Here is a 24,988-nt window from a genome sequence, read left to right as displayed (position 1 = left end):
TCGGCGAACCGATCTGCACGATGCGGCCTTCGCTCATCACGGCGAGGCGGCCAGCCATCGTCATCGCTTCTTCCTGGTCGTGCGTGACCATCACGCAGGTCACGTCCACCTTCTCGATGATGTTCACCAGTTCGAGCTGGGTCTTCTGGCGGATCTTCTTGTCGAGCGCCGACATCGGCTCGTCGAGCAGCAGAAGCTTGGGGCGCTTGACGAGCGAGCGGGCCAGCGCCACACGCTGCTGCTGACCGCCTGAGAGCTGATGGGGCTTGCGCTGCGCGTACTTGCTCATCTGCACGAGATTGAGCGCATCGGCCACGCGCTCCTTGATCTCGTTCTTCGGCGTGCCTTCCTGCTTCAGGCCGAAGGCGATGTTCGCTTCCACGCTCATGTGCGGGAACAGTGCATACGACTGGAACATCATGTTGACCGGCCGCTTGTACGGCGGCATCGTGGCAAGGTCTTCGCCGTCGACGAAAATCCGTCCGGAGGTGACCGTCTCCAGCCCTGCAAGCATGCGCAGGAGCGTGGACTTGCCGCAGCCTGAGCTGCCGAGCAGCGCGAACAGTTCGTTCTTGCCGATGTTCAGGCTGACATTATCGACAGCGGTGCTGTCGCCGAATTTCTTCACGACGTTTTCGATGCGGACGAATTCATCCGGTTTCGATTTTGTCGCCACTGCGGGGCGGGCCATCTGGGTGGCGCCGGCTGCGCTTTTTGAGGTCGTCGAGTTCATGATGTAACCATTCCTTGCGGATCGCGGGCGCAAGTGTCTCCAAACGGGGCGCGGGAAACGCCTCGCGACTTGCGCTGTGATCGGAAAACATGGGACTGCGCGCGGGCGAGAAGCTAAAAACGCGCAGGCTGACTACCGTTAATGCTATTTATGCGTTCAGGGTTCGAGCGATCCCTGAACGCGGGATCGAAGATTAATATCGTTGGTTTAATCAATGACCGGTTTTAAGCTGCGCCCAAAGGCGGTTTTCAAGGCGCAGAATATCGGTCGGCATGGGTTTCATCAGAGTCATCTTGGCGAGCACTTCGTCACCCGGGTACACGGTGGTGTCCTGGGCAACCGCCGGTGTCACGAACTGACGCGCGGATTTATTAGCGGTCGGGTAGAACACTTCGTTGGTGATCGCCGCGTTGACCTTCGGATCTTCAATGTAGTTGATCCACTTGAGTGCGGCTTCAGGGTGCGGCGCATCCTTTGGGATCACCATCACGTCGAACCACAGCAGGCCGCCTTCCTTCACGTTCGAGAACTTCACCTGGTACGAGCGCTTCGCTTCGGCGGTGCGGCGGCTGGCGATACCGACGTCGCCGGACCATGCGACTGCGACGCACACGTCGTTATTGGCGAGGTCGTTGATATAGCCCGACGAGTTGAATTGGGTGATATAAGGGCGGACTTTCTTCAGCACCTCGAACGCAGCCTGATAGTCGGCCGGGTTCGTGCTGTTCGGGTCCTTGTGCATGTATTGAAGCGTGGCGGCGAAAACGTCGACAGCCTGGTCGAGGAACGATACGCCGCAGCCTTTCAGTTTCGAGAGATTGGCCGGATCGAACACGAGGGCCCAGCTGTCTACCGGTGCATTCGCGCCGAGTGCTTTCTGCACGGCCTGCACGTTATAACCGATACCGTCCGTACCGTATGCCCAAGGCACACCGTACTGGTTGCCCGGGTCGGCATCGGCAATCATCTTCATCAGAACGGGGTCGAGGTTGGAGAGGTTAGGCAGCTTCGACTTGTCGAGTTTCTGGTACACGCCGGCCTGAATCTGCTTGGCCATGTAGTTCGACGTCGGCACCACGATATCGTAGCCGGAGCTGCCCGCGAGCAGTTTGGCCTGCAACGTATCGTCGCTATCGTAGTTGTCGTATTTAACCTTGATGCCGTCCTGCTTCTCGAAGTTGGGAATCGTGTCCTTCGCGATGTAGTCGGACCAGTTATAGACGTTCAGTTCCGTGTCGGCCGCAAGGGCCGGCGTAACCGACAGCGCCGCAACACCCGTGAAGGCGAGAAACGCGGCCCCCGCGACCGCATGACGAAGATGACTAACGCTCATGGTTTTTTCCCTTGATGTAAAGAACCGGCATGAGCGTGATATGTGGGTGTGCCCATGCCGGAACGGACGACGTTACGAAATGCCGAGTTGTTGCGCGGTGGCGTCGATGGCTTTTTTGGCCTTCGACACGATCTCATCGATTTCCAGCTTGTTGATCACGAGCGGCGGCGACAGCAGCATCCGGTCGCCGGTGGCGCGCATGATGAGGTTGCCGTTGAAGCAGAAGTCGCGGCAGATCGTGCCGACGTCGCCGCCATTGGCAAAACGCTTGCGCGCTTTCGGGTCTTGGGCGAGTTGCAGCCCGGCCACCAGACCCGCGCCGGAGATCTCGCCGATGATCGGATGATCGGCGAAGGTGTCGCGCAGCTTCTTCTGGAAGTACGGACCGGTATCGTTCTTGACGCGCTCGATGATCTTCTCGTCACGCAACAGCTTGAGGTTGGCGACCGCAACCGCGGCGGCGACGGGATGGCCCGAGTACGTGAGACCGTGATTGAAGTCGCCGTTCTCGATAATGGCCTTGGCCACGCGATCATGCAGGCCGACTGCGCCCATCGGCACATAGCCGCTGGTGAGGCCCTTGGCGAGCGTGATCAGATCCGGCTCGAAGCCGAAGTGCTGATGCGCGAACCATTCGCCGGTGCGGCCAAAGCCGCCGATCACTTCGTCCGCCACCAGCAGGATGTCGTACTTGCGGCAGATGCGCTGGATTTCCGGCCAGTACGTCGAGGCCGGGAAAATCACGCCGCCCGCTCCCTGGAAAGGCTCACCGATAAATGCGGCGACGTTGTCCGCGCCGATTTCGAGGATCTTCGCTTCCAGTTGCTGCGCGCGGGCCAGAGCGAATTCCTCCGGCGTCAGATTGCCTTGCGCTTCGCCGAAGAAATACGGCTGGTCGATATGCACGATGTTCTCGACCTTCGAAGGCATCTGTTCGTGCATGTAGCCCATGCCGCCGAGCGTGCCACCCGCGATCGTCGAACCGTGATAGCCGTTCTTGCGCGAGATGACGACCTTCTTCGAGTGCTTACCCTGTGTCGCCCAGTACTGGTGGACGATACGCAGCACCGTGTCATTGCCTTCCGAGCCGCTGTTGCAGTAGAAGAAGTGATTGAACGGTTCCGGCGCGAGTTCGGCGAGCAGGGCCGACAGTTCGATCACCGGCGGGTGCGTCGTCTTGAAGAACGTGTTGTAGAAGGGCAGTTCCTGCATCTGCCGGTAAGCGGCGTCGGCGAGTTCCTTGCGGCCATAACCGACGTTCACGCACCACAGGCCGGCCATGCCGTCGATGATCTTGTTGCCGTCCGAGTCCCACAAGTACACGCCCTGCGCCTTGACGATCACGCGGCTGCCGGCGCGATTGAGCGACCCCATGTCCGAAAACGGGTGAATATGGTGCGCGGCGTCGAGCGCGCGATATTCAGCGGTGCTGCGCAGTTGCTGGCCGGCCTGCGCGCTTGCGGCGCTGGGTTGCACAGCGGGTTGAACGTAAGCGACTTCTTCTGTTCTGTAGCTCATACTGCCTCCAATTTTTTTGCTTGTGCCTTAAACGTGCAGCAGCAAATGCCGGCGTTCCCACGAACTGATCACGCGGAAGAACGCTTCATATTCGGTTTCCTTCAGCGCAAGGTACGCCTTGACGAACTTATCGCCGAGTACGTCGGAGATCGGCTCGCACGCGCCCATCAGCGACAGGCCCTCTTCGAGATTGCGCGGCAACTGGTACGGCAATTCGTAGCCGTCGCTGAGCAGCGGCTCGGTAGGTTCGAGGTTCTGCGTCATGCCGATGTAGCCGGCGGCGAGCGTGGCTGCAATGGCCAGGTACGGGTTGCAGTCGACACCCGGAATGCGGTTTTCGATGCGGCGCGCGGCCGGGCCCGAATGCGGAATCCGGAAGCCCACCGTGCGGTTGTCGTAACCCCACGCCACGTTGATCGGCGCGGCCATGAAGCGCGACAGGCGGCGATACGAGTTGATATACGGTGCGAAAATCGGCATCAGCGCGGGCGTGTACTTCTGCAAGCCGGCGATGTAGGACGTGAACAGCGAAGTCGGCTTGCCGTCCGCGGCGGTGAAGAGATTGTGGCCGGTTTCTTCGTCGACGAGACTCTGGTGCATGTGCATCGCCGAGCCCGGTTCGCCTTCCATCGGCTTGGCCATGAAGGTTGCGTACATCTTGTGGCGCAACGCGGCCTCACGCACCGTGCGCTTGAACAGGAACACGCTGTCGGCGAGTTTGAGCGGATCGCCGTGCATGAAGTTGATTTCCATCTGCGCGGCGCCGACTTCGTGAATCAGCGTGTCGACTTCCAGTTCCTGCACTTCGCAGTACTCGTAGATGTCTTCGAACAGGGGGTCGAATTCGTTGACGGCTTCGATCGAGTACGCCTGACGGCCGGTTTCGGGGCGTCCGGTACGGCCGATAGGCGGTTGCAGCGGCAGGTCCGGGTCCTTGTTCATGTCGACCAGATAGAACTCGAGCTCAGGCGCGATCACCGGCTTCCAGCCTTTGGCCTTGTACAGTTCGAGCACGCGGCGCAGCACGCGGCGCGGCGAGATCGCGACCGGCGTGCCGTCGAAATGCACGCAATCGTGAATCACCTGGGCGGTCGGATCGACGGCCCACGGGATCATGCGGATCGTGCTGGCGTCGGGAACGCAGACCATGTCCGGATCGGTGACGCCGGTGAGCGTGCCGTCTTCGGGATAGTCGCCGGTGACGGTCTGGATCATCACCGCTTGTGGCAGGCGCATGGACTCGCCGGATTCGAACTTGCTGCGCGGAATAATCTTGCCGCGTGCGATTCCGGCCATATCCGGAATGATGGCTTCGATTTCGGTAACGCGGTTTTGCTTCAGAAATTCGTCGATGTCATGCATGGTTATTCTCTCAGTTTTGGTGCGCGACCGGCTCAGGCATGCGTGGCAGCGGCGGATGCCGCGCCATAGCCGGCCCTGGTGCGCATTCGATCGCGGCAGGCGTCGCCGAACGCGCGGAAGATCGCGGTGGACAGTGCGTCATTGGCGTGCTTCCACTCCGGGTGCCACTGCACACCCAGCGCGAAGGCGCGCGCATCTTTCACGCTCACCGCTTCAATCAGCCCGTCCGGCGCGGTGGCTTCGGCCGTGAGGCCTACGCCCAGCCGCTCGACGCCCTGACCGTGCAAGGAATTCACACGCGCTTCATTCGCGCCGCCCGCGAGGCGCTGCAACAGGCCGCCTTGCGTGAGCGAGATCGAATGCGACGGTGCGTATTGCACGTCGAGGTCGTCTTCCTTGTTCTCGCGATGGTCGTTCAGACCCGCCACCGCGTGAACGCTTTGATGCAGCGTCCCACCGAAAACCACGTTCATTTCCTGGAAACCCCGGCATACCGCCAGCACCGGCACACCGGCATCGATCGCCGCGCGCAGCAGCGGCAGCGTCGTGGCATCGCGTGCGGCATCGTGCAGCGTGCCCGGCGTGCTGGGATGGCCGCCATAACGGTGCGGCTCGACGTTCGAATAGCTGCCTGTAAACAACAGGCCGTCGACCGTAGCCAGCACGTCCGCCACGGACTGACGCTCGCCGAGCGCCGGCAACAGCATGGCCAGCGCCTGTGAGCCGTCCACGATCGCGGCGATGTATTTCTCGCCGACCACGTGCGACGGGTGGACTCCCATCATCGTTCTGTCGGCGCTGATGCCGACCAGAGGTTTGTTTCGCATGACGAATAGTGGTGTGTGTGTACCGCGGGACGCGGCATGAACAACATTAATCACAGCGCGGCACAATTCCGCAGCCGTGCGCGAAGCGCCAGGCCACCGGGTAGTGCGGGCGGCCGTCGTCAACTGAAACGCGCCGCGCGTGGTTATCAGACAGGCCGTTCGATTCGATCCGCTGCGGTGCGCAACTGCTCCGGCATGCGCATAACGTGTACGCGACGTATAGACGGCAGGCGGCACCGCATATACAGGAACGCAAAGCTCGGTGGAGCGCGCTCACGCAGACGGACGAATCGAACGGCGAAAAGGAGGGAGGCGCTACGGCAGCAGCGAGGCGACTTCGTCCGTACGCACGGCAATGAAGGCGCGCGCGGACACAGCGTTGTGACGTCGAACTGAACGGCGGGACAGGATCGTGAAGACGGACAGGAAGCGGCGGAACGCAAGGCTGCCGCTGCTGCCGTCGGCGATGGCGCCGTCAGCGCGAGGACAACTCGCCTGACTACGATTCCATCTCACCAAAGGGCCTCGGACTCTCACGATTAGACTCGACTAGCTGCGTTGAAAGTATTGAACGGCCTGCTCGAAAACCGCACGGGGCGTTTAAAGAAACAGGACGCTGGGATGATCGCCTTGAACCGTTGCGAACTGAATTCGCTGCGCCGCAAAACACCTTTTGGTGCATCGTGACGGTGGCATGACGATCGCCTGTGAACCAGCATATACGAGCCAATAAAGCCGTCAAACCATTTTTTTGAAAAGACTGATCAGGGCTTTCCCGAGGGTGTCCCCGAAATCATGCTCAGCGGGAATGTTCGTTGCGCCCGTCATATTTCGGAATGCTTTCAGGGTTTTCCCCAGCGGCGCGGCGATTAAAGTGATTAGAATATTCAACACTCGCGGGCACAACGTTGCCCGAGTCATATGGCACCCACGCGCCCCGATCGTCCCCCATGTCAGAGAACCTAGCGATGTCCATCGAAGTAGCAACCCGGTTGCAATACATTCGCAAGAAGCACGGCTTGTCCCAGCGTGAACTGGCGAAGCGGGCCGGGGTGACCAACGGCACAATCTCGCTGATCGAGCAGAACCGCGTGAGCCCCTCGGTCGGCTCGCTGAAGAAGTTGCTCGAATGTATACCCATGAGCCTCGCCGAATTTTTCACCTTCGAGGTCGAAGCTGAGCGCGCGGTGGTGTCGCGCCGCGCCGACATGCCGAATCTCGGCAATGACTCGATCGAGTTCTATCTGGCGGGTTCGAGCGTCAAAGACCGCAACATGGGCATCATGCGCGAGGTTTATCAGCCGCTGTCGGATACGGGGCCGGAAATGCTTGAGCACGAAGGGCACGAGGGCGGGGTGGTGGTCCGCGGTCAGATCGAACTGACGGTGGACGGCACCACGTGGCTGCTCGACCCCGGTGACAGCTACTACTTCGAAAGCCGCCTGCCGCACCGTTTTCGCAATCCCAGCGCGGAGCATCTCTGCGAGATCGTATCGGCCAATTCGCCGCCCACGTTCTGAAGACTCCGCGCCAACGCGCTGCGGCGCAAGTCGGTACCGCATGAGGTCGATGCGGGTTTGCGCCGAGCGCACAACATTGAGGCATCCTGATGGATAAGAAATCTCTCGCTTTCTGGCAAGACAAGGCCGCTACGCTTTCAATCGAAGGCCGCGCGTTCATCGACGGCGAATACCGCGACGCCGCCGGCGGCCGGACGTTCGACTGCCTGAGCCCGATCGACGGCAAGCTGCTCGCCAAGGTCGCCGACAGTGGCGCGGCCGATGTCGACGCCGCCGTGGCGGCCGCACGCCGGGCGTTCGACTCCGGCGTCTGGTCGGGCCTCAACCCGCGTCAGCGCAAGGCGATCCTGCTGCGCTGGGCGGCGTCGATCCGCGAGCACATGGACGAACTCGCGCTGCTCGAAACGCTGGACGCGGGCAAGCCGATCGCCGACACCACCAGCGTGGATGTGCCCGGCGCGGCGTATTGCGTCGAATGGTTTGCCGAAGCGATCGACAAGGTCGGGGGCGAAGTCGCGCCGGCCGATCATCATCTGGTCGGGCTCGTGACGCGCGAGCCGATCGGCGTCGTGGCCGCGGTCGTGCCATGGAATTTCCCGATCCTGATGGCGTCGTGGAAGTTCGGCCCGGCGCTGGCCGCGGGCAACAGCGTGGTGCTCAAACCCTCGGAGAAGTCGCCGCTCACGGCCATCCGCCTCGCGCAGCTTGCTCTCGAGGCCGGCATTCCCGCCGGCGTGTTCAACGTCGTGCCCGGTGCGGGCGAGCCGGGCAAGCTGCTGGCGCTGCACCAGGACGTGGATTGCCTCGCCTTCACCGGCTCGACCAATGTCGGCAAGCTGATCATGCAATATGCCGGGCAGTCGAACCTGAAGCGCGTCTGGCTCGAACTGGGCGGCAAGTCGCCGAACATCGTGATGCCAGATTGCCCCGACATGGACCGCGCGGCAAATGCGGCGGCCGGCGCGATCTTCTACAACATGGGCGAAATGTGCACGGCGGGTTCGCGCCTGCTCGTGCATCGCGACATCAAAGACGCGTTCCTCGACAAGCTGATCGCCGCGGCGCGCAGCTACACGCCGGGCAATCCGCTCGACCCGAAAACGTCGATGGGCGCGATCGTCGACAAGGTTCAGCTCGAGCGCGTGCTCGGCTATATCGAAGCCGGCCGCGCCGAGGCGAAGCTGCTGCTGGGCGGTTCGCGCGTGAAGGAAGAGACGGGCGGGTTCTACATCGAACCGACCATCTTCGAGATTCCGGCTTCCGGCGCGAAAGTCGCGCGCGAGGAAATCTTCGGGCCGGTGTTGTCGGTGATCACGTTCGATACGGTAGAGGAAGCGATCAGGATCGCTAACGACAGCGAGTACGGTCTCGCCGCCGCGGTCTGGACCGCGAACCTGACCACCGCGCACGACGTGTCGCGCAAACTGCGCGCCGGCACGGTGTGGGTCAATTGCTACGACGAAGGCGGGGACATGAACTTCCCGTTCGGCGGCTACAAGCAATCGGGCAACGGCCGCGACAAGTCGTTGCACGCGCTGGAGAAGTACACCGAGCTGAAGTCCACGCTGGTGCGGCTGCGCTAAAGGATTCGCAAGCCAGCGCGGCCGCGTGCGTGAAGCGTGCGGCCGCGTTCCCAATGAATCCGAAGTCCAACGTCGCGCGCATCACCTGGAAAATTCGTGCGCGGCGCCGGACTGTTTTACAGGTATCAGGTCATCCATGACTGAACTCGTCTATGGCGACGGCGCGATCCGCCGTACATCGCTTTATGGCTCGTCGATCGAAAACACCTATGCGGGTGTGTTGTCGTTCATGCGCCGCAAATACACCCGCGAACTCGACGGCGTCGACGTCGTGGTCTCCGGCGTGCCGCTCGATCTGGCCACCACGTTCCGCTCGGGTGCGCGTCTCGGCCCGGCGGCGGTGCGCGCGGCCAGCGTGCAATTGTCGGAGTTGCATCCGTACCCGTGGGGCTTCAATCCGTTCGACGACCTCGCCGTGACCGACTATGGCGATTGCTGGTTCGACGCGCACAATCCAATGACGATCAAGGAATCGATCGTCGAGCATGCGCGCACGATCCTGCGCTCGGACGCGAAGATGCTGACGCTCGGCGGCGATCATTACATTACTTATCCGCTGCTGATCGCGCACGCGGAGAAGTACGGCAAGCCGCTTTCGCTGATCCATTTCGACGCTCACTGCGATACGTGGGCCGACGACAGCCCCGACAGCCTGAATCACGGTTCGATGTTCTACAAGGCGGTGAAGGACGGCCTGATCGATCCGAAGACCTCGGTGCAGGTCGGCATTCGCACGTGGAACGACGATTTCATGGGCATTAACATTCTCGACGCCGCCTGGGTGCACGAGCATGGCGCGCGCGCGGCCGTGGAGCGGATCACGTCGATCGTGGGCGAACGTCCCGCGTATCTGACGTTCGACATCGACTGCCTCGACCCGGCCTTTGCGCCGGGCACGGGTACGCCGGTGGCGGGCGGTTTGTCCTCGGCGCAGGGGTTGGCTATCGTGCGCGGACTCGGCGCGCTGAATCTGGTGGGCGCGGACGTGGTGGAAGTCGCGCCGGCTTACGATCAGAGCGAGATCACGGCGATCGCCGCCGCGCATATTGCGTGCGACCTGCTGTGCATGTGGCGTCAACGTAAAGTGGCGGGTCGGCGCGACTAGTCTGTTGCGCTTTTGACATGACAGGCCGGCTCAGCCCAGCGACGACGATCGCTCGGGCTGGCGCCGGCCTTCGCGCAATCCGAGCGTGTAGGCTGCGAGCGCGCCGCTCGCGAGCGCGAGTTGCCACATCAGCATGTCGCTGCCGCGCGCCTGCATGGCGAAGCCGGCGGCAAGCGGCCCGACAATCGAACTCGCCGTGAAAATGAGCGACAGCAGCCGCATGTTGCGCGTCAGCGCGGACTTCTCGCTGCAAGCGGCCGCGTACATGCCGAGCGTAATGTATGAACTGTTCATGCCGCCGAGCAGCAGCGCGCTCGCGGCGGCGAGCCATGAGGCAGGAGCCGCCAGCGCGAAGCCGCAGATGGCCAGCGTGCTGAGCGCCGCGCAGACGATCACGGTAGCGGCGAGCCCGGCGCGGTCGGCCAGCCAGCCGACCGGATATTGCAAGGCCATGCCCCCCACGCCGAACAGCGTGAGCAGCGTGGCGGTTTGCGTGGCGCCGAGTCCACGCGACTCGGCGAAGAGCGGGAACAGGCCGTAGAGCGCGCCGTCGCCGATGCCGCCCGCCGCGATCACCACCATGCCGAGGCTCACCAGCGGTCCGACGGCCAAGCGTTGCGGGCGGTTGCTGTTGCGTACCCGCAACGCTTTGTCGGCAGCAGGGCGCTTTTCGTCCGATGCGGTCAGCCAAAGCGGCAGCGCCGCCGCGAACGTGAAGGCCGCGCCCGCCATGAAGGTGATGCGGCCATCCACGGCGCACCATGCGGCGAGTGCCGGACCGGCGACCCCGGCAGTGGCGATCAGCGCTTCGTGCACGCCGACGACTCGTCCGCTCGATTGCGCGGGGACCAGGCTGTAGAGCCAGGTTTCATTGGCGATCCAGCGCAAGCCGATGCCGAACCCGGTCAGCAGGCCGGGCACGAGCCATAACGGCCAGGACAGCACGCTCAGCGTGGCGAACGCCACGAGCGTGGCGGCGAGCCCGAGCGAGACCGTGCGTTTGGCGCCGATGCGCGCCATCAGCCAGGGCGTGACCAGCAAGCCGGCCAGCATGCCGGTCCATTGCGCGGCGGAAAAAAGCCCCGCGCGCGGGGCGTCCAGCCCCCGATGCGCCAGCCACACCGGCAGGACCATGAAGCCGATGCCGAACTGCCCGACCTGCGCCAGCGCCGACACGGCGGTGAGCGCCGCGATGGCCCTCCAGCGCACCGGCGCGGCGGAATTCATGAGGCGCTCCGCGCCGGCATCGGCTGGCCCATTTCGCGGCATTCGACCGGGCAGCCGGCTTTCAGGCACGGGCCGTCGTCACACAGGCGGCACAGTTGCATGGCGTGCGCCGGGTCGCGCGTTTCGTTCCAGAGGATCTTGATAAGCAGGCCTTCCAGCACCTCGCGCTCGCGGCCGTCGAGCCGCCCGACGATGCGTTGGAGCATCCGGTCGCGCGCCGTTTGCAGGTGTCTGTTTTCGCGTTTGCCGGCAGCGGTCAACGCAAGCGCGACGCTGCGTTTGTCGGCGCCGGATTTTTTCTCGATGAGGCCCGCCTCGACCAGGCCGGCCACCGCGCGGACGGCGGCCGGATGCGACAGATCGACCGCCTCGCGCAATACTTCGATCGATGAATCGGGATATTGGCCGATCGCATTGAGCATGGCGCGGGCGGTGGGACCGGCGAGCGCGTCCACGGCGGGTTGCGCGTTCATCTCGTCGGTAACCAGCAGGGCGAGCACGCCAAGCAGATTTTCTGTGCGCTGCGTCATGGAACACCTCAATGTGTGCAACGTGCATATATGCATGTTGCACACATTGAGGCGAGAGCGCAAGTGGTTTTTGATGGGCGTGCCGCTGCGCGCTAGAGGCAGGCTAGAGACTGTCTGGCAGGTACCGCCGCCGGGCTGCCCGCGTCCTCACTCCGCCAGCCGTGCACGCACCGTGTATTCACCCTCGTTGCCCGCATCCTCGAGCATATGGGCCTTGGCGGTGTGGAAGTCGGGCGGCAACGGTTCAACCGGGTAGCCGCGCTTTTCCCACGCGTCGAGACCGCCCTTGAGCGCGCGGATATGGTGGATATTCTTGCGATGCAACTGGTCGATGATCCGCTTCGCCGTCGCTTCGTTCGGACACACGCAGTAGACGACAATCGGCCGCTTCAGCAGGTCGGGGTGAATCGGCTCGGGCGAATCGAGGTCCAGCCGCAGCGCGCCGGCAATCCGGTGAGATTCCTTTTGGCGGACGGCGTGTGGCCGTGCATCGAAAATCAGCGGCGGCTCGTTCGATTTCATCATCCCGTCGAGTTGCTCCGGCGAAATGCGGATATGCGCGAGCCAGCGCCGGAATTGCCAGCGGCGCACCCAGCGATACAGCAGCGCCGCCACGAAGATTGCCGCAAACGCGTCGAAAATCGTGCCGCCGTTGTGGCGCACGAGGAGCATCAGCTGCACGACCTGATCGTGCAGCGCGGCGCCGCCGATCACCCACACGCTGGCCCACAACGCCGCGCCAACCACGTCCCACAGCAGAAACACGCCGACGTTGATGGCGGTCGTGCCGAGCAGCGGCGCGGAGATCAGGCCGAGGCCCGGCAGGAACTTCGCGACCGTGAGGATCGGCGCGCCGTACCGCTCATAGGTATTGCGCGCGACGCGCACCGTAGTGTCGAGCGAGAGGGAGAAGCGCACGAGCGAGTTCAGCAACTGGCGGCCGTAGGCCCGCCCGGTGAAGAACCATAGCGAGTCGGCAATCAGGGTGGCGGCGACCGCGGCGCATATGACGTTCACGTAGGAGGTCTGTCCCATGGCGGCCATGGTTCCACCGAGGATCAGCATCGGCGCGGCGGGAATCGGCACGCCGAGCTGCGTGACGAGCACGCTCATGAACACGGCCCACACGCCCAGCGAGGGTGGGATAGCAACCGGAAAATGCCACACAACCGCGCTCCTCAGAATGCGATGAAGGGAATGGACGCGTCCGCGCCAGGGTGACGCGCCGCCGGCAGGCCGCGTGCATCACGTTCCCGCAGGATCGCGGGCGCGCGCAATGCTACACGGTCTATATGAAAGTGAAAGGCGGATTTAAGCACAGGTGGCGAAACGGCGCTTCGTGCGTGCCTGGATGCGGGAGGAATGAAGCGGGTGGCGCGGCATGGCCGCCCGGCGGCACCATGACCCTAGACATCGACAAACCCGTGGTGTCTGCCGTTCGCCCCGTTGCTACAATCGTCGCAGTACCCAGCCAGATATAACGGAGGCCTCGCATGGCAACGCTTCAGCCGATTAGCCGCTATCCCGTGCCGGAACCGGACCAATGGCCGGACGACATTCGCGCGCGCATTCTGGAAGTGCAGGAGAAAGCCGGATTCGTGCCGAACGTCTTTCTGACGCTGGCGTACCGCCCGGACGAGTTTCGCGCGTTCTTCGCCTATCACGACGCCCTGATGCTGAAAGAGGGCGGCCTCAGCAAAGGCGAGCGCGAGATGATCGTGGTGGCCACCAGCGCGATCAATCAGTGCCTGTATTGCGTCGTCGCGCACGGTGCGATTCTGCGCATTTATGAAAAGGCGCCGCTGGTTGCCGATCAGGTGGCGGTCAATCATCGTAAGGCGGACATCAGCCCGCGTCAGAAAGCGATGCTCGATTTCGCCGTGAAGGTTTGCAGCGAATCCGGCGCGGTCGGCGACGCTGACTTGCAGACGCTGCGCGAACACGGTTTTTCCGACGACGACATCTGGGACATCGCGGCGATCACCGCATTCTTCGGTTTGTCGAATCGCATGGCCAATGTCATATCCATGCGACCGAATGACGAGTTCTATTTGATGGGCCGCGTCCCGAAAGCCGCGGCGGAGCCGGCCCGAAAAAAATAGACCCGCTCACTGCGCCGGTTCCACCCGCAGCGCGGGCGTGCTCACGCTGGTGTCGTCGATTGGAAAATGCAGCATCGCGGCGACGAGGCCGGCAAGTACCGTCGCTTCCCATAGCAGCGAATACGAACCGGTCAGATCGAACACGAGGCCGCCCAGCCACGCGCCGAGAAACGAGCCGATCTGGTGGCTCAGAAAGCAGACCCCGAACAGACTGCCAAGGTGGCGCGTGCCGAACACTTTCGCGACGAGCCCGCTTGTGAGCGGCACGGTGCCGAGCCAGGTCAGGCCCATCACGGCCGCGAAGATCACGACGGACAACGCGCTTTTCGGCAGCACAAAGAACGCGCCGATCGTCACGCTGCGAATCAGGTAAAGCCAGCCGAGCACGTGATGCTGCCGGAAGCGGCCACCCAGCCAGCCGCACGCCCAACTGCCCGCCATGTTGAACAGGCCGATCAGCGCGAGCGCGGTGGCGCCCAGCCCGATCGGCATATGACAGAGCGACAGATACTCGGGCAGATGCGTGGCGATAAACGCCAGTTGAAATCCGCACGTGAAGAAGCCGAGCGTCAGCAGCCGGTAGCCGCGATGCCGGGCCGCCTCGGCGAGCACCTTGCGAAGCGGCGCGGCCGGCGCTTCCTGAACGGGCGCGCCCAGCCGCGCGCGCCGGTCGAGCACCATGCCGAGCGGGGCGATCAGCAGCATCAGGAAAGCCAGCGTGAAGAGCGACGTGGCGATGCCCGCGTTCAGGCGGATACCCTGCACCAGCGGCACCATCAGCACCTGTCCCGCCGAGCCGCCTGCGCTGACCAGACCCATCGCCATGCTGCGTTTTTCCGGCGAGGCGATGCGGCCCACGGCCGGAAGCACCACGCCGAAGGTCGTGCAACTCACACCGATACCGACCAGCAACCCCATGCCGACGATCAACATGGCGCCGCCCGGCGCCACCGCCGCGAGTCCAAGGCCTGCGGCGAAGGTGGTCGCGCCGAACGCGACTACCGGCGCGGAGCCGTAGCGGTCCGCGGCGGCGCCCGCGAACGGCTGGGCGAAGCCCCACACCAGGTTGTGCAGCGCGATGGCGAACGCGATCAGCGTGACGGGCAGGCCGCGGTCGAATGAAAACGGTCCGATGAATAACCCGAAGGTCTGCCGGATGCCCATCGCGGCGCTCAGAATGAGCGCGCCGGCCAGGATCACGAGCGTCGTCTGGTTGAAAGCAGGGGCGTAGCGTTTGCTGTTGGCGGTCGACATGGTTCTGATCTCCTTCGACACCATGGTCGCAGCGAGCGTGAGAAGCGGCAAAGGATAAGATTTTGATGACAGGTGAGCGTGGCTCACCTGTGTGTAGTCGAGGACCGCATCCGCGGCGCGCCTCAATTGCCGCAGTTGTGGCGTCCTTGCCCGGTGGTTTCCGCTGGCGCGTCGAAGTGCTCAGCCTCGCTGACCAGCCACCGCTTGAAGTCGGCGAGTTCGGGCCGGCGTTCCGCGTTTTCCGCGCTCACCAGCCAGTAGGCCGTGGTGGCGACGACCGTGTCTGCGCAGGCTTCCACCAGCGCGCCGCTGTCCAGATCGCGATCCACCAGCGGCCTTCTGCCGAGCGCGACGCCGAGCCCCATGCCGGCGGCTTCGAAAGCGAGCTGGATCGTATCGACGCGCAAGCCGCCGGCCGCGTCGATCTCGCCGGCGCCGGTCGCCTCCAGCCACGCCTGCCAGTCCTCGCTGGCCGCGTTGACGTGAATGAGCGTCGCGTGACGCAGATCGACGGTGCCGTGCTCGCCGCGCAGACTCGCGAGATAGGCCGGGCTGCACACCGGCACGAGGCGCTCGCCGAACAGGCGGGTCCACGCGGTGCCGGCAACCGGTGCGCGGCTCATGCGGATCGCGAAGTCGAAGCCGTCCACGGGAAAACCGACCTGACGGTGCGATGTGTCGACGCTCACGTTCACATTCGGCCAGTGCGCGCGAAAACCGGCGAGGCGCGGCAGCAGCCAGCGCGACGCGAAGGTCGGCGCGCAACTCAGCGCGATCGGCCGATCGGCGCGATGATTGGGCAGGCGTTGCGTGCCGATGGCGATCAGCGAAAACGCCTCGGAGACGTAGGACAGATAGTCCGCGCCCGGCGCCGTGAGCGAAATGCCGCGCGGCTCGCGCACGAACAGCTCGACGCCGAGCGACTGCTCCAGCCCGACGATGCCGTGACTGATGGCGCTCGGCGTCACGTTCAGCTCCGCGGCGGCGAGCTTGAAACTTTGATGCCTGCCGGCCGCTTCGAAAAAACGAAGCGCCGGCAGCGGGGGCAGGCGAAGCGGCATGGTGCATCCTCGAGAACGGCGCGCCCGGTAGGCGCGCGCAGTTTTGCGCAAGGATACCTTGCTGCGCGCTGTCGGTCGCTGCCGTGGTGGCTGGCCGGCATCGCGAGCGGTTTGCAGAAATATTTCGCGTCTGCTTGTGGTGCCGGTGTCGATTTTCCGCCGCACTGTTCGTCGTGACGGTATGGAGGCCGACAGCGCGCTCATCGCCGTGGCGCGCCGCCATCGCGTCCACTGTTCCTCTACGTAATAGGAGATGGCTGATGACCGACGTACACGCATCCGCGCAGACCCTGAGCTTGACCCTGACCCCGGCCCGCCAACTGGCCGACATGCCAAGCCGGTTTCCCGGCGAAAGCGCCGAGTACCGCCGCGCGCGCAATGAACTGCTCGCCGAGGAAATCGAGTTGCGCCGCCATATCGAACGGGTCGCGGTCCAGCGCCGCGCGTTGCCGCCCGGCGGCATCGTTCCCGAGGATTACCGCTTCGAGGGCGAAGCGGGCCCGGTGACGCTATCGGCAATGTTCGGCGATCACGACACGCTCGTGACCTACAACTGGATGTTCGGCCCGCAGCGCGAGCGGCCGTGCTCCATGTGTACCTCGCTGCTGAGCGCATACGACGGCGAAATGCCCGATATCCTGCAGCGCGTTGCCTTCGCCGTCATTGCGCGCTCGCCGATCGAGAAGCTCGTCGGGTTCAAGAAGGAACGTGGCTGGCGGCATTTGCGGCTGTATTCGTCGGGGGGCAATACGTTCAATCGCGACTATGCCGCGGAAGTTCCGGACGGCGGCGACAATCCCGCGTTCAACGTGTTCACGCGTTCAGGCGGCGTGGTGCGGCATTTCTGGGCCGAGGAGATGGGGCCATCGACCGCGGACCCCGGCCAGGATCCGCGCGGGGCGCCCGATGTGATGCCGATCTGGACGGTGCTCGACATGACGCCGGGTGGCCGGGGCACCGACTGGTACCCGGAACTGGAATACGGCACGACGCCGCGTTAGATCGCGTTGGGCCGCCTTGCTGCTGTGGCCGGGATGGGGGCGGTGCGTGAGGCGCAATCCGGCTACGATTGCGCCGCGGCCGCCAACCCCGGTTCGACTGCGGCCTGCAAATAGCCGGCAACAGCACTGGCTCGCATAGGCCGGCTAAACAGGTAACCCTGCATCGCGCGTGCGCCGAGTGCCTTGACGACCTCGACTTGCGATGCCGTTTCGAGGCCTTCCACCACGCATTCGAGCCCGAGGTTGCGGCACAGATCGAGCACCGACTTGACGATCTTCCTCGACGCGCCGTTGGAATCCACGTCCGTCATGAAGCTGCGGTCGACCTTGATCGTGTCGAAGGGCAGGCGGTGCACGTAGCTGAGACTCGAATAGCCGGTGCCGAAGTCGTCGAGCGACACGCGGCAGCCGGCTTTCTTGATCATGGTGAGCGAGCAGCGTGCCTGTTCGAAATCGCGCGTCACGGCGGTCTCCGTAATCTCGAACGACACGCGATGCGGCGGCACGCCGCTTGCCGCCACGATGTCGATCACACGGCGGGCGCGCGCCGACGTGCAGATGTCGATCGAGGACAGATTGAACGATAGATAGAGCTCGGACGGCCAGCGCGCCGCTTCATTGAGCGCCTTGCGCAGGAGCACTTCCGTGACGCGCAGAATCAGCTCGGTACGCTCTGCAATCCGAATGAATTCCTCTGGCTTGACCGCGCCGAGCCGCGCATTATGCCAGCGCCCGAGCGCTTCCAGGCCGATAGTGCGTTGCGTCAGCACGTCGCAGATCGGTTGAAACTCCAGAAACAGTTCCGCTTCGAGATCCGCGTGACGGAGCTCCTGGGTCACGAGACTCGAGCGGCGGATGCGCGTTTCATGTTCGGTCGAAAAGATGACCGGCGTGCCTCGGCGGCTTTCCTTGCCGGCATAGAGCGCGGCGTCGGCGCGCGCGAATACCTGCGCCACGGTCGTGCCGGCCTCGGGAAACGCGGCCCAGCCGATCGTGCCCGACAGCTCGGCGACGTTGCCGGCGACGCGGTAGGGCTGACTGAGCGACTTGCAAATACGCTCGCCCAACTCGACGAGCGTCGGGTTGGCCGGCCTGTTCTGCACGAGCACGCCAAATTCGTCGCCGCCGAGGCGCGCGAAGAAGAGATTGGGCTCCGCCAGTGCCAGCAGCCGCAGGCCCACTTCCTGAAGGACAAGGTCGCCGCTCGCGTGTCCGTAGATATCGTTGACCTGCTTGAACCCGTCGAGATCGATCAGCCCGACGTGGAAGCCGCCGTTCGTGCCGAGAGCCTGTTCGGAGAGCGCCTGCAGCGAGGCGAAGAAGCTGCGCCGGTTGGGCAGGTCGGTGAGGCTGTCGATGCTCGCAAGCCGGAAGTTGTCGTCGCTCAGGCGCTGCGTTTTCTGCTGGCTGGCCTGCAATTCGCGCTGCGCATGCACCACGTCGGCGAAAGTCCGGTAATACAGCTGAATGATGAAAGCGAGTGCGACGCCGACCAGCGTCATGTCGACGGCCATCGCGACGAGGACCGGAGAACCCGTGAAAACCAGAAAGCTCGAAAAGCTTAGGATTGCAATAGACAGGAGAAGGAAGGCGGCCGCGCGCAGATGCATCAGGCAGAACACGCAGCCTACCACCGTGGTCGCCATATAGAACGCGACCTGTGCCTGCTCGTAAGCGGTGCCGTACGGGAACAGGAACAGCGACCAGCTGCTGAACGCGACGGCGAACAGGCCGGTGAGCCAGATCAGCTTGCGCAGCTCGGGCACCGCCTTGTCATGAGTCAGGACGCGGTGGCGAACGCGCCACCACCGCAAGCACCGGATGATGCACAGCGCGGACAGCACCCCGGGAAAATAGATGGACAGCCATGCCGGAGCGCAGCCAATGTGCGTGATGGCGACGGCCGTCGTGTTGACCACCAGGATGAAATAAAGCAGCGGAATCTGGCGGCCGAACGCCTCGAGTTGCGAGCGCACGAGTTCCGGGTCGCCTTCCGCGACAGACAGCGCTTCCCTCAATCTGGTCAACCGGCCCATTCCCGTCCTTTTAACGTTTGCGCCGCACACGCAGCTTTGTATATCGGCTGCTTCCGCGCGACCTTGAGGGCGCGTCAGACGGAAATCGGTTTTTCGGCGTGCAAGCGGTAAGTACGACCTGCAATTGAGCGCAAATGCGTCATTTCTGCCATGTTTTTCGCGGCGAAACGCGGGGCTTGGCGTGGCTCGCCGGTGGCGGGATCAAGGGGGTGAGCGTCGCGCACATGTTGCAATTGGGTGAATTTGCATTTTTTTATTCTTGCCGGATTTTTGCCTGAAGCACGCCCCGTCTGACAAATAGCGCATTTCCGACATTCACCATAATCGGGCAAAAGCGCCAGCCGTTGGCCGATTGGGCCGTGCTAAAGCCTTGAAATTGCAACGGATTGTGATAAGGCGCGGAGACGCGAGAAACGGCGGAAACGTTTAAGCTCGCGATTCTTATGGCACTTTGCCGGAAAAAATCGTCAAATTCCCTCTGGGCGGGTGATACACGGCTTACACGCAAGGTTTGCGCGAATATGGGCCTATGCGTTAGTGTGTCGGTCCCGGCGCAACAGATGTGGCGCCGGTTCCATGATTACCAAACGGGAAGTGCTATGAATAAACAGGAACTGATTGATGCAGTCGCCGCAGCGACGGGCGAAAGCAAAGCGGCAACCGGCCAGACCATCGACGCGATCGTCGAAGCGGTGACCAAGGCTGTGGTGGGTGGCGATACTGTGCAACTGGTCGGTTTCGGTTCTTTCTCGACCGGCGCGCGCGCAGCACGCGTGGGCCGCAATCCGTCGACGGGTGCCGAGATCCAGATCGCGGCGGCCAAGACGGTGAAGTTCACCGCCGGCAAAGCGTTCAAGGAAGCTGTCAACGCGTCGTAATGCAACGCGCTTCGCGCCGGAGCATCCATGCGCGCTATCCTGGCGCGCGGCGAGCGATGCGTCGGGCGTGAGGAATCACGCGCTGCCCAACCCCGGTAGGAGCAACCCATCGGCGGCTGGCGCGGCGCGTGTGTTTTTGTGCTGTCCGCAACGGACAGTCCGCGTGGCGTGCGCTGCCAGTCTGGCGCTTACAGCGCGCGGCGCTGGCGGGCGGCTTCGGCGAGCGTCTCGAGTACCGGCTCGGTCTGCGCCCAGCTGACGCAGGCATCCGTGATCGAAACGCCACGAAGCAACGGCACGCCAGGTTTCAGATCCTGACGGCCTTCTTCCAGATGACTTTCCAGCATGACGCCGATAATGCGGCGCTCGCGCTGCGACAATTGCTGCGCCAGATCCTGCACCACCTCCAGTTGACGCAAATGCGATTTGCCCGAGTTGGCGTGCGAACAGTCGACCATGACCTGCTCGCGCAAGCCCGCTGACTTGAGCGCGTCGCACGTGGCTTGCACCGACGCGCTGTCGTAGTTCGGCCCTTTCTTGCCGCCGCGCAGGATCACGTGGGCGTCGTCGTTGCCGCGCGTTTCGAAGATCGCGGCCATGCCCATTTTGGTCATGCCCATGAAGGCATGACTTGCGCGCGCGGCGACGATGGCGTCAGCGGCGATCTGCACGCCGCCGTCCGTACCGTTCTTGAAACCGATCGGGCAGCTCAGCCCCGAAGCAAGCTGACGATGACTCTGGCTCTCGGTTGTGCGTGCGCCAATGGCGCCCCATGCGATCAGATCGGCAATGTATTGCGGGCTGAGCAGGTCGAGGAATTCGGTGGCCGTGGGCAGGCCGAGACCGTTGATGTCGAGCAGCAGTTGCCGGGCAAGGCGCAGGCCTTCGTTGATGCGGAAACTGCCGTCCAGACGCGGGTCGTTGATGTAGCCTTTCCAGCCGACCGTGGTGCGCGGCTTTTCGAAATAGACCCGCATGACGATCAGCAGATCGTTCCTGTAGGTGTCGGCGGCGACCTTGAGCTTGCGCGCGTATTCGATCGCCTGGTCGTGGTCGTGAATCGAACAAGGTCCGACGATCATCACGAGCCGGTCGTCGCGGCCGTGCAGAATGTCGGCGATTTCCGCGCGCGTTTTCTCGACCAGCGTTTGCACCGCGGGCGGTACAGGCAATTCGTCCTGCAACAGGGCAGGGGAAATCAGCGGACGTACCGCGCCGATTCGAGTGTCGTCGATACGGGTGGTGTCCTGGGTGGCGTCGGCCGAGCCGACTTCCTGATCGTGCGAAGGATTGTCGAAGGCGCTCAAAATATTCTCCCGGACCTGGTTGTTGAGACGGCCTCGCGGCCTGTCTGCGTGTAGGGGGCGTGCGTTGACTGCAGGGGCATCGCTGCCGGGATTATGACACTCGCGCGCCGCGGCCGGGACCGCGCCGTGCCTGTGTCTCTCACAGACGTTTGATCAGCGCCATGGCGGCGGCCGGATTGCGTTCCTTGAAGCCGCTGATGACGTAGAGGTAGACGTCGCGCGTGGCCGTTTTAGCGGGTGCCGCGGCGGATGTTTCGAGGCCGTCGGGTGTGGTGCCGGCGGCAAGTTGGCGCGCGCGCTGGGCCCATGTGTCGAGCGCTTTAGCCGAGTAGCCTTTGGCCTGTTTGTCGGTCGTGCCCATGATGCGCGCGTACACGAAGGGCGCGGTGAGGTCCGCGATCTGCGGATATTCGCTGTCGCCGGCCAGCACGACGGCGACGTTGTATTTTCTCGCGAGCGCGATGAATTCGGCGGTTTTGAAGGTGTCGTTGCGGACTTCGACGGCATGCCTCAGCTTCTGGCCTTCGATACTCGCCGGCAGCAGTTTCAGAAAGGCCTCGAAATCTTCCTTGTCGAATTTCTTGGTCGTCGCGAATTGCCAGTTGATCGGGCCGAGTTTCTGTTTGAGCAGCAATACGCCACTTGCGAAAAAACGTTCGATTGTTTCACCCGCATCGGCAAGCACTTTTCTGTTGGTGGCGTAGCGCGGCGCTTTCAGCGAAAAGACAAAATCGTCCGGCGTTTCCTGATACCACTTTTCGTAGCTCGCCGGTTTTTGCAAACCATAAAACGTGCCGTTGATTTCAATCGACGTGAGATTCTTGCTCGCGTATTCGAGTTCGCGGCTTTGCGTGAGGTCGGACGGATAGAAAGTGCCGCGCCAGGGCGCGTAGGTCCAGGCGCCTATGCCGATCCGGATGTTTGCGGATTGTGAGGATGGTGCTTTCGCCACGTGGGTTCTCCATCTGCCTTGGCCGGGGAAGCAGTAGATTAGCCGCTTTTTCGTCTGAGGACAGAAGCAGGGGGAGAACCTTGGGGGCTGGCCGTCATGCGCGGCCGTTATTCGTGATCGCGGGGCGTACCTGTTGCGCCACGCGCCGCATCTTCAAAGCGCCGGTTCGCCTCGGCCACTTCCACCCTGAATTGCTGCAAGGCGCTGAGCGCAAGATCCGGCGGCGTGAGTGCCGCCCAAAGCACGTCGATCAACCGGTCCGCGGTCGCGTCGATGTCGATGTGCCGGTTCGCGAGCGTGGCGTCCCACAGCACGTGCTCCATAGGCCCGAACACCATGGAGCGCAGCAGTCGCAATGGCATGTCGTTGCGAATCTGGCCGCTTTCCCGGCCTTGTGCCAGCACGCGCATCAACGGCGCGGTGTAGCGGCGTTGCAATTCGGTGAGCGCCTCGCTCAGTTCGTGATGCCGCGCACGGCCTTCGGATAGCACCAGCGCACACAGGTCGGTGCCGTTCACGAGCATGAGCCGCAAATGCGTGCGGACGATAAACGCGAACTGCTGGCGCACAGTGCCGTCGCGCGGCAAGCCGGACTCGATTGCCTCGATGATCTCGTCGTACCAGTCGCCGATCACCCGCGCGCACAGCTCGCGTTTGCCGCGGAAATAGCTGAACACGGTCGCCTCGGAGATGCCGAGACGCTGCGCGATCTCGGCGGTCGTCGCGCGCTCGTAGCCCTTTTCGGAGAACACGTCGCGCCCCGCCTGAAGAATCTCCTTCACGCGTTGCTGCGACTTGCGCCCGGCCGGCTGGCGGCGCGAGGCGGGCAACTCGGCCCTGGTGGCAACCGTCATATGAGTCAAGTTCAGATTGTTGGGGTGGAAGCCGTGCTGAGTTGAGCGGAAAGCGCCCAGTAACGGCGATCCTATCACGTTCGGTAAGCTTTTTTGGCAACCGCTTCATTTTCTGAGTAACACTCAAAAATTCAACTTGACGCTTACGTAAATCTAGCGTGAAATGCGCCTTGAACGTTGCGCGCCTCGTGCGGGGCGACGGTGGCCCACAAGGCCGCCGCCGTCCGCCGAGCCGCACCCGGACCCGCCGGCACCCACCCGGGCCGGCCGCCTACAACCTCTGGAGACACTGCAATGACCAACCTGCCCGGTTTGCAATTCCCGCTCGGCGAAGAAATCGAAATGCTGCGCGACAGCATCGCGGGATTCGCTGCCAAAGAAATCGCCCCGCGCGCCGGGGAGATTGATCGCACAGATCAGTTTCCGATGGACCTGTGGCGCAAGTTTGGCGATCTGGGCGTGCTGGGCATGACGGTCTCGGAAGAATACGGCGGTGCGGATATGGGCTACACCGCCCATATGATCGCCATGGAGGAAATCTCGCGTGCGTCGGCATCGGTCGGTCTGTCGTACGGCGCGCATTCGAATCTGTGCGTGAACCAGATTCACCGCAACGGCACCGAGGCGCAGAAGCGGAAGTATCTGCCCAAGCTGGTGTCGGGCGAACACGTCGGCGCATTGGCGATGAGCGAGCCGAACGCCGGGTCGGACGTCGTCAGCATGAAGCTGCGTGCCGACAAGAAGGGCGACCATTACGTGCTCAACGGCACGAAGATGTGGATCACCAACGGGCCGGATTGCGACACGCTGGTCGTCTACGCGAAGACCGATCCCGAAGCGAATTCGCGCGGCATCACGGCGTTTATCGTCGAGAAAGGCATGAAGGGTTTTTCGGTCGCGCAAAAGCTCGACAAGCTCGGCATGCGCGGTTCGCATACCGGCGAACTGGTGTTCCAGAACGTCGAAGTGCCGGAAGAAAACATCCTCGGTCAACTGAACGGCGGCGCGAAGGTGCTGATGAGCGGCCTCGATTACGAACGCGCGGTGCTCGCGGGCGGTCCGACCGGCATCATGGTCGCCGTCATGGATGCGGTCGTGCCGTATATCCACGACCGTAAGCAGTTCGGTCAGCCGATCGGCGAGTTCCAGCTCATTCAGGGCAAGGTGGCGGATCTCTATACCACGCTGCAGGCGTGCCGCGCGTATCTGTATGCGGTGGGCCGTCAGCTCGACACGCTCGGCAAGGAACACGTGCGCCAGGTGCGCAAGGATTGCGCCGGCGTGATTCTCTACACCGCGGAAAAAGCTACGTGGATGGCGGGCGAGGCGATCCAGATTCTCGGCGGCAATGGCTACATCAACGAATATCCGGTTGGCCGTTTGTGGCGCGACGCAAAGCTCTATGAAATCGGCGCGGGCACGAGCGAGATCCGCCGCATGCTGATTGGCCGCGAACTGTTTGCCGAGACGGCTTGAGCGTTCACTGAGCGCTCACTGAGCATTCAAGCAGTTTTCAATCACGCAGTACATGATGCGTCGCACGGTGCTTCGCGCGGGTTGTCGCAACGCGCGAAGCACAAGCCTAAAAAAGGCGAGCGCAACTACGTTGCATGGGACCGGAGTAAGTGTTGTAGCACTAACTCCGGCCGACACTGGAGAAGCCCCCGCCATGCCGATCATTGAATCAAAGCTCAACCCGCGCTCGGACGACTTCCGCGCCAACGCCGCGGCACTCGAAGAACTGGTTGCCGATCTGCGCGCGAAAGTCGAGAAGCTCGCGCTAGGCGGCGGGCAGGCGGCGCGCG

Annotated in this window: 23 protein-coding genes; 8 read left to right on the top strand and 15 right to left on the bottom strand. The window is 63.3% G+C overall.

What is annotated here, in order from left to right:
* From A6V37_RS32630 to A6V37_RS39645, 6 genes are all read right to left on the bottom strand, one after another.
* Positions 1–733: ABC transporter ATP-binding protein (locus A6V37_RS32630; RefSeq protein WP_131799929.1), on the bottom strand; the 733-nt coding region annotated here is incomplete at its 3' end.
* A 211-nt stretch (positions 734–944) separates the two neighbouring features.
* Complete coding sequence (locus A6V37_RS32625) at positions 945–2,066, bottom strand: polyamine ABC transporter substrate-binding protein (protein WP_064270748.1); 1,122 nt, start codon at positions 2,064–2,066, stop codon at positions 945–947.
* Between the two features lie 72 nt (positions 2,067–2,138).
* Positions 2,139–3,584, bottom strand: a complete 1,446-nt coding sequence (locus tag A6V37_RS32620) for an aspartate aminotransferase family protein (protein ID WP_064270749.1) — start codon at positions 3,582–3,584, stop codon at positions 2,139–2,141.
* 27 nt (positions 3,585–3,611) lie between these two features.
* Entirely contained in the window at positions 3,612–4,946 is a 1,335-nt protein-coding gene (locus tag A6V37_RS32615) for a glutamine synthetase family protein (RefSeq protein ID WP_064270750.1), read from the bottom strand.
* Between the two features lie 32 nt (positions 4,947–4,978).
* Positions 4,979–5,773, bottom strand: coding sequence for a gamma-glutamyl-gamma-aminobutyrate hydrolase family protein (locus A6V37_RS32610; RefSeq protein WP_064270751.1), 795 nt, complete (start codon positions 5,771–5,773; stop codon positions 4,979–4,981).
* 315 nt (positions 5,774–6,088) lie between these two features.
* Positions 6,089–6,310 (bottom strand): hypothetical protein, encoded by a 222-nt coding sequence (locus A6V37_RS39645; RefSeq protein ID WP_423213160.1) that lies wholly within the window; start codon positions 6,308–6,310, stop codon positions 6,089–6,091.
* Positions 6,311–6,331: 21 nt separating this feature from the next.
* On the opposite strand from A6V37_RS39645, the gene A6V37_RS42935 reads away from it, so the two are divergent.
* From A6V37_RS42935 to speB, 4 genes are all read left to right on the top strand, one after another.
* Positions 6,332–6,460, top strand: coding sequence for a hypothetical protein (locus A6V37_RS42935; protein WP_278185297.1), 129 nt, complete (start codon positions 6,332–6,334; stop codon positions 6,458–6,460).
* A 281-nt stretch (positions 6,461–6,741) separates the two neighbouring features.
* Entirely contained in the window at positions 6,742–7,293 is a 552-nt protein-coding gene (locus A6V37_RS32605; protein ID WP_064270752.1) for a cupin domain-containing protein, read from the top strand.
* Between the two features lie 89 nt (positions 7,294–7,382).
* Complete coding sequence (locus A6V37_RS32600) at positions 7,383–8,876, top strand: aldehyde dehydrogenase (protein ID WP_064270753.1); 1,494 nt, start codon at positions 7,383–7,385, stop codon at positions 8,874–8,876.
* A 136-nt stretch (positions 8,877–9,012) separates the two neighbouring features.
* On the top strand, positions 9,013–9,981 hold the full coding sequence (gene speB, locus A6V37_RS32595) for an agmatinase (protein ID WP_064270754.1): 969 nt from the start codon (positions 9,013–9,015) through the stop codon (positions 9,979–9,981).
* Positions 9,982–10,011: 30 nt separating this feature from the next.
* On the opposite strand, the gene A6V37_RS32590 is transcribed toward speB, so the two are convergent.
* The 3 genes from A6V37_RS32590 to A6V37_RS32580 form a co-directional block, all read right to left on the bottom strand.
* The gene (locus A6V37_RS32590) at positions 10,012–11,208 is read right to left on the bottom strand and encodes an MFS transporter (protein ID WP_082902863.1); all 1,197 of its coding nucleotides are present in this window, start codon (positions 11,206–11,208) and stop codon (positions 10,012–10,014) included.
* Positions 11,205–11,738, bottom strand: a complete 534-nt coding sequence (locus A6V37_RS32585; RefSeq protein ID WP_064270756.1) for a MarR family winged helix-turn-helix transcriptional regulator — start codon at positions 11,736–11,738, stop codon at positions 11,205–11,207. The genes A6V37_RS32590 and A6V37_RS32585 overlap by 4 nt, the downstream gene beginning before the upstream one ends.
* A 147-nt stretch (positions 11,739–11,885) precedes the next feature.
* Positions 11,886–12,905 (bottom strand): VTT domain-containing protein, encoded by a 1,020-nt coding sequence (locus tag A6V37_RS32580; RefSeq protein ID WP_064270757.1) that lies wholly within the window; start codon positions 12,903–12,905, stop codon positions 11,886–11,888.
* A 326-nt stretch (positions 12,906–13,231) separates the two neighbouring features.
* Here A6V37_RS32580 and A6V37_RS32575 point away from each other — a divergent pair, with 326 nt between their 5' ends.
* Complete coding sequence (locus A6V37_RS32575) at positions 13,232–13,840, top strand: peroxidase-related enzyme (protein WP_064270758.1); 609 nt, start codon at positions 13,232–13,234, stop codon at positions 13,838–13,840.
* A 6-nt stretch (positions 13,841–13,846) separates the two neighbouring features.
* Here A6V37_RS32575 and A6V37_RS32570 read toward each other — a convergent pair whose 3' ends face one another.
* The gene (locus A6V37_RS32570) at positions 13,847–15,094 is read right to left on the bottom strand and encodes an MFS transporter (RefSeq protein ID WP_064286745.1); all 1,248 of its coding nucleotides are present in this window, start codon (positions 15,092–15,094) and stop codon (positions 13,847–13,849) included.
* A gap of 122 nt (positions 15,095–15,216) precedes the next feature.
* Positions 15,217–16,155, bottom strand: coding sequence for a LysR substrate-binding domain-containing protein (locus A6V37_RS32565; protein WP_064270760.1), 939 nt, complete (start codon positions 16,153–16,155; stop codon positions 15,217–15,219).
* 260 nt (positions 16,156–16,415) lie between these two features.
* Between A6V37_RS32565 and A6V37_RS32560 the strand changes: the two genes are divergently transcribed.
* Positions 16,416–17,156: a DUF899 family protein gene (locus tag A6V37_RS32560; protein WP_064270761.1), complete on the top strand. Its 741-nt coding sequence runs from the start codon at positions 16,416–16,418 to the stop codon at positions 17,154–17,156.
* Between the two features lie 62 nt (positions 17,157–17,218).
* Here the strand turns inward: A6V37_RS32560 and A6V37_RS32555 are convergent, their stop codons facing one another.
* The gene (locus A6V37_RS32555) at positions 17,219–19,192 is read right to left on the bottom strand and encodes a putative bifunctional diguanylate cyclase/phosphodiesterase (RefSeq protein ID WP_064286744.1); all 1,974 of its coding nucleotides are present in this window, start codon (positions 19,190–19,192) and stop codon (positions 17,219–17,221) included.
* A 599-nt stretch (positions 19,193–19,791) separates the two neighbouring features.
* On the opposite strand from A6V37_RS32555, the gene A6V37_RS32550 reads away from it, so the two are divergent.
* Positions 19,792–20,070 (top strand): HU family DNA-binding protein, encoded by a 279-nt coding sequence (locus A6V37_RS32550; protein WP_006049832.1) that lies wholly within the window; start codon positions 19,792–19,794, stop codon positions 20,068–20,070.
* A gap of 188 nt (positions 20,071–20,258) precedes the next feature.
* On the opposite strand, the gene A6V37_RS32545 is transcribed toward A6V37_RS32550, so the two are convergent.
* From A6V37_RS32545 to A6V37_RS32535, 3 genes are all read right to left on the bottom strand, one after another.
* Positions 20,259–21,377, bottom strand: coding sequence for a 3-deoxy-7-phosphoheptulonate synthase (locus tag A6V37_RS32545; RefSeq protein WP_064270763.1), 1,119 nt, complete (start codon positions 21,375–21,377; stop codon positions 20,259–20,261).
* Between the two features lie 139 nt (positions 21,378–21,516).
* The gene (locus A6V37_RS32540; RefSeq protein WP_064270764.1) at positions 21,517–22,329 is read right to left on the bottom strand and encodes a DUF72 domain-containing protein; all 813 of its coding nucleotides are present in this window, start codon (positions 22,327–22,329) and stop codon (positions 21,517–21,519) included.
* 107 nt (positions 22,330–22,436) lie between these two features.
* Complete coding sequence (locus tag A6V37_RS32535; protein ID WP_064270765.1) at positions 22,437–23,183, bottom strand: TetR/AcrR family transcriptional regulator; 747 nt, start codon at positions 23,181–23,183, stop codon at positions 22,437–22,439.
* A gap of 294 nt (positions 23,184–23,477) precedes the next feature.
* Between A6V37_RS32535 and A6V37_RS32530 the strand changes: the two genes are divergently transcribed.
* On the top strand, positions 23,478–24,659 hold the full coding sequence (locus A6V37_RS32530; RefSeq protein ID WP_064270766.1) for an isovaleryl-CoA dehydrogenase: 1,182 nt from the start codon (positions 23,478–23,480) through the stop codon (positions 24,657–24,659).
* Positions 24,660–24,988: the final 329 nt, after the last annotated feature.

Origin of the sequence: Paraburkholderia ginsengiterrae (genome assembly GCF_001645125.1) — a bacterium.
Taxonomy (GTDB): domain Bacteria; phylum Pseudomonadota; class Gammaproteobacteria; order Burkholderiales; family Burkholderiaceae; genus Paraburkholderia; species Paraburkholderia ginsengiterrae.
The sequence above is the reverse complement of the archived record's forward strand: the minus strand, read 5'-3'. Positions and strand labels throughout refer to the sequence as shown.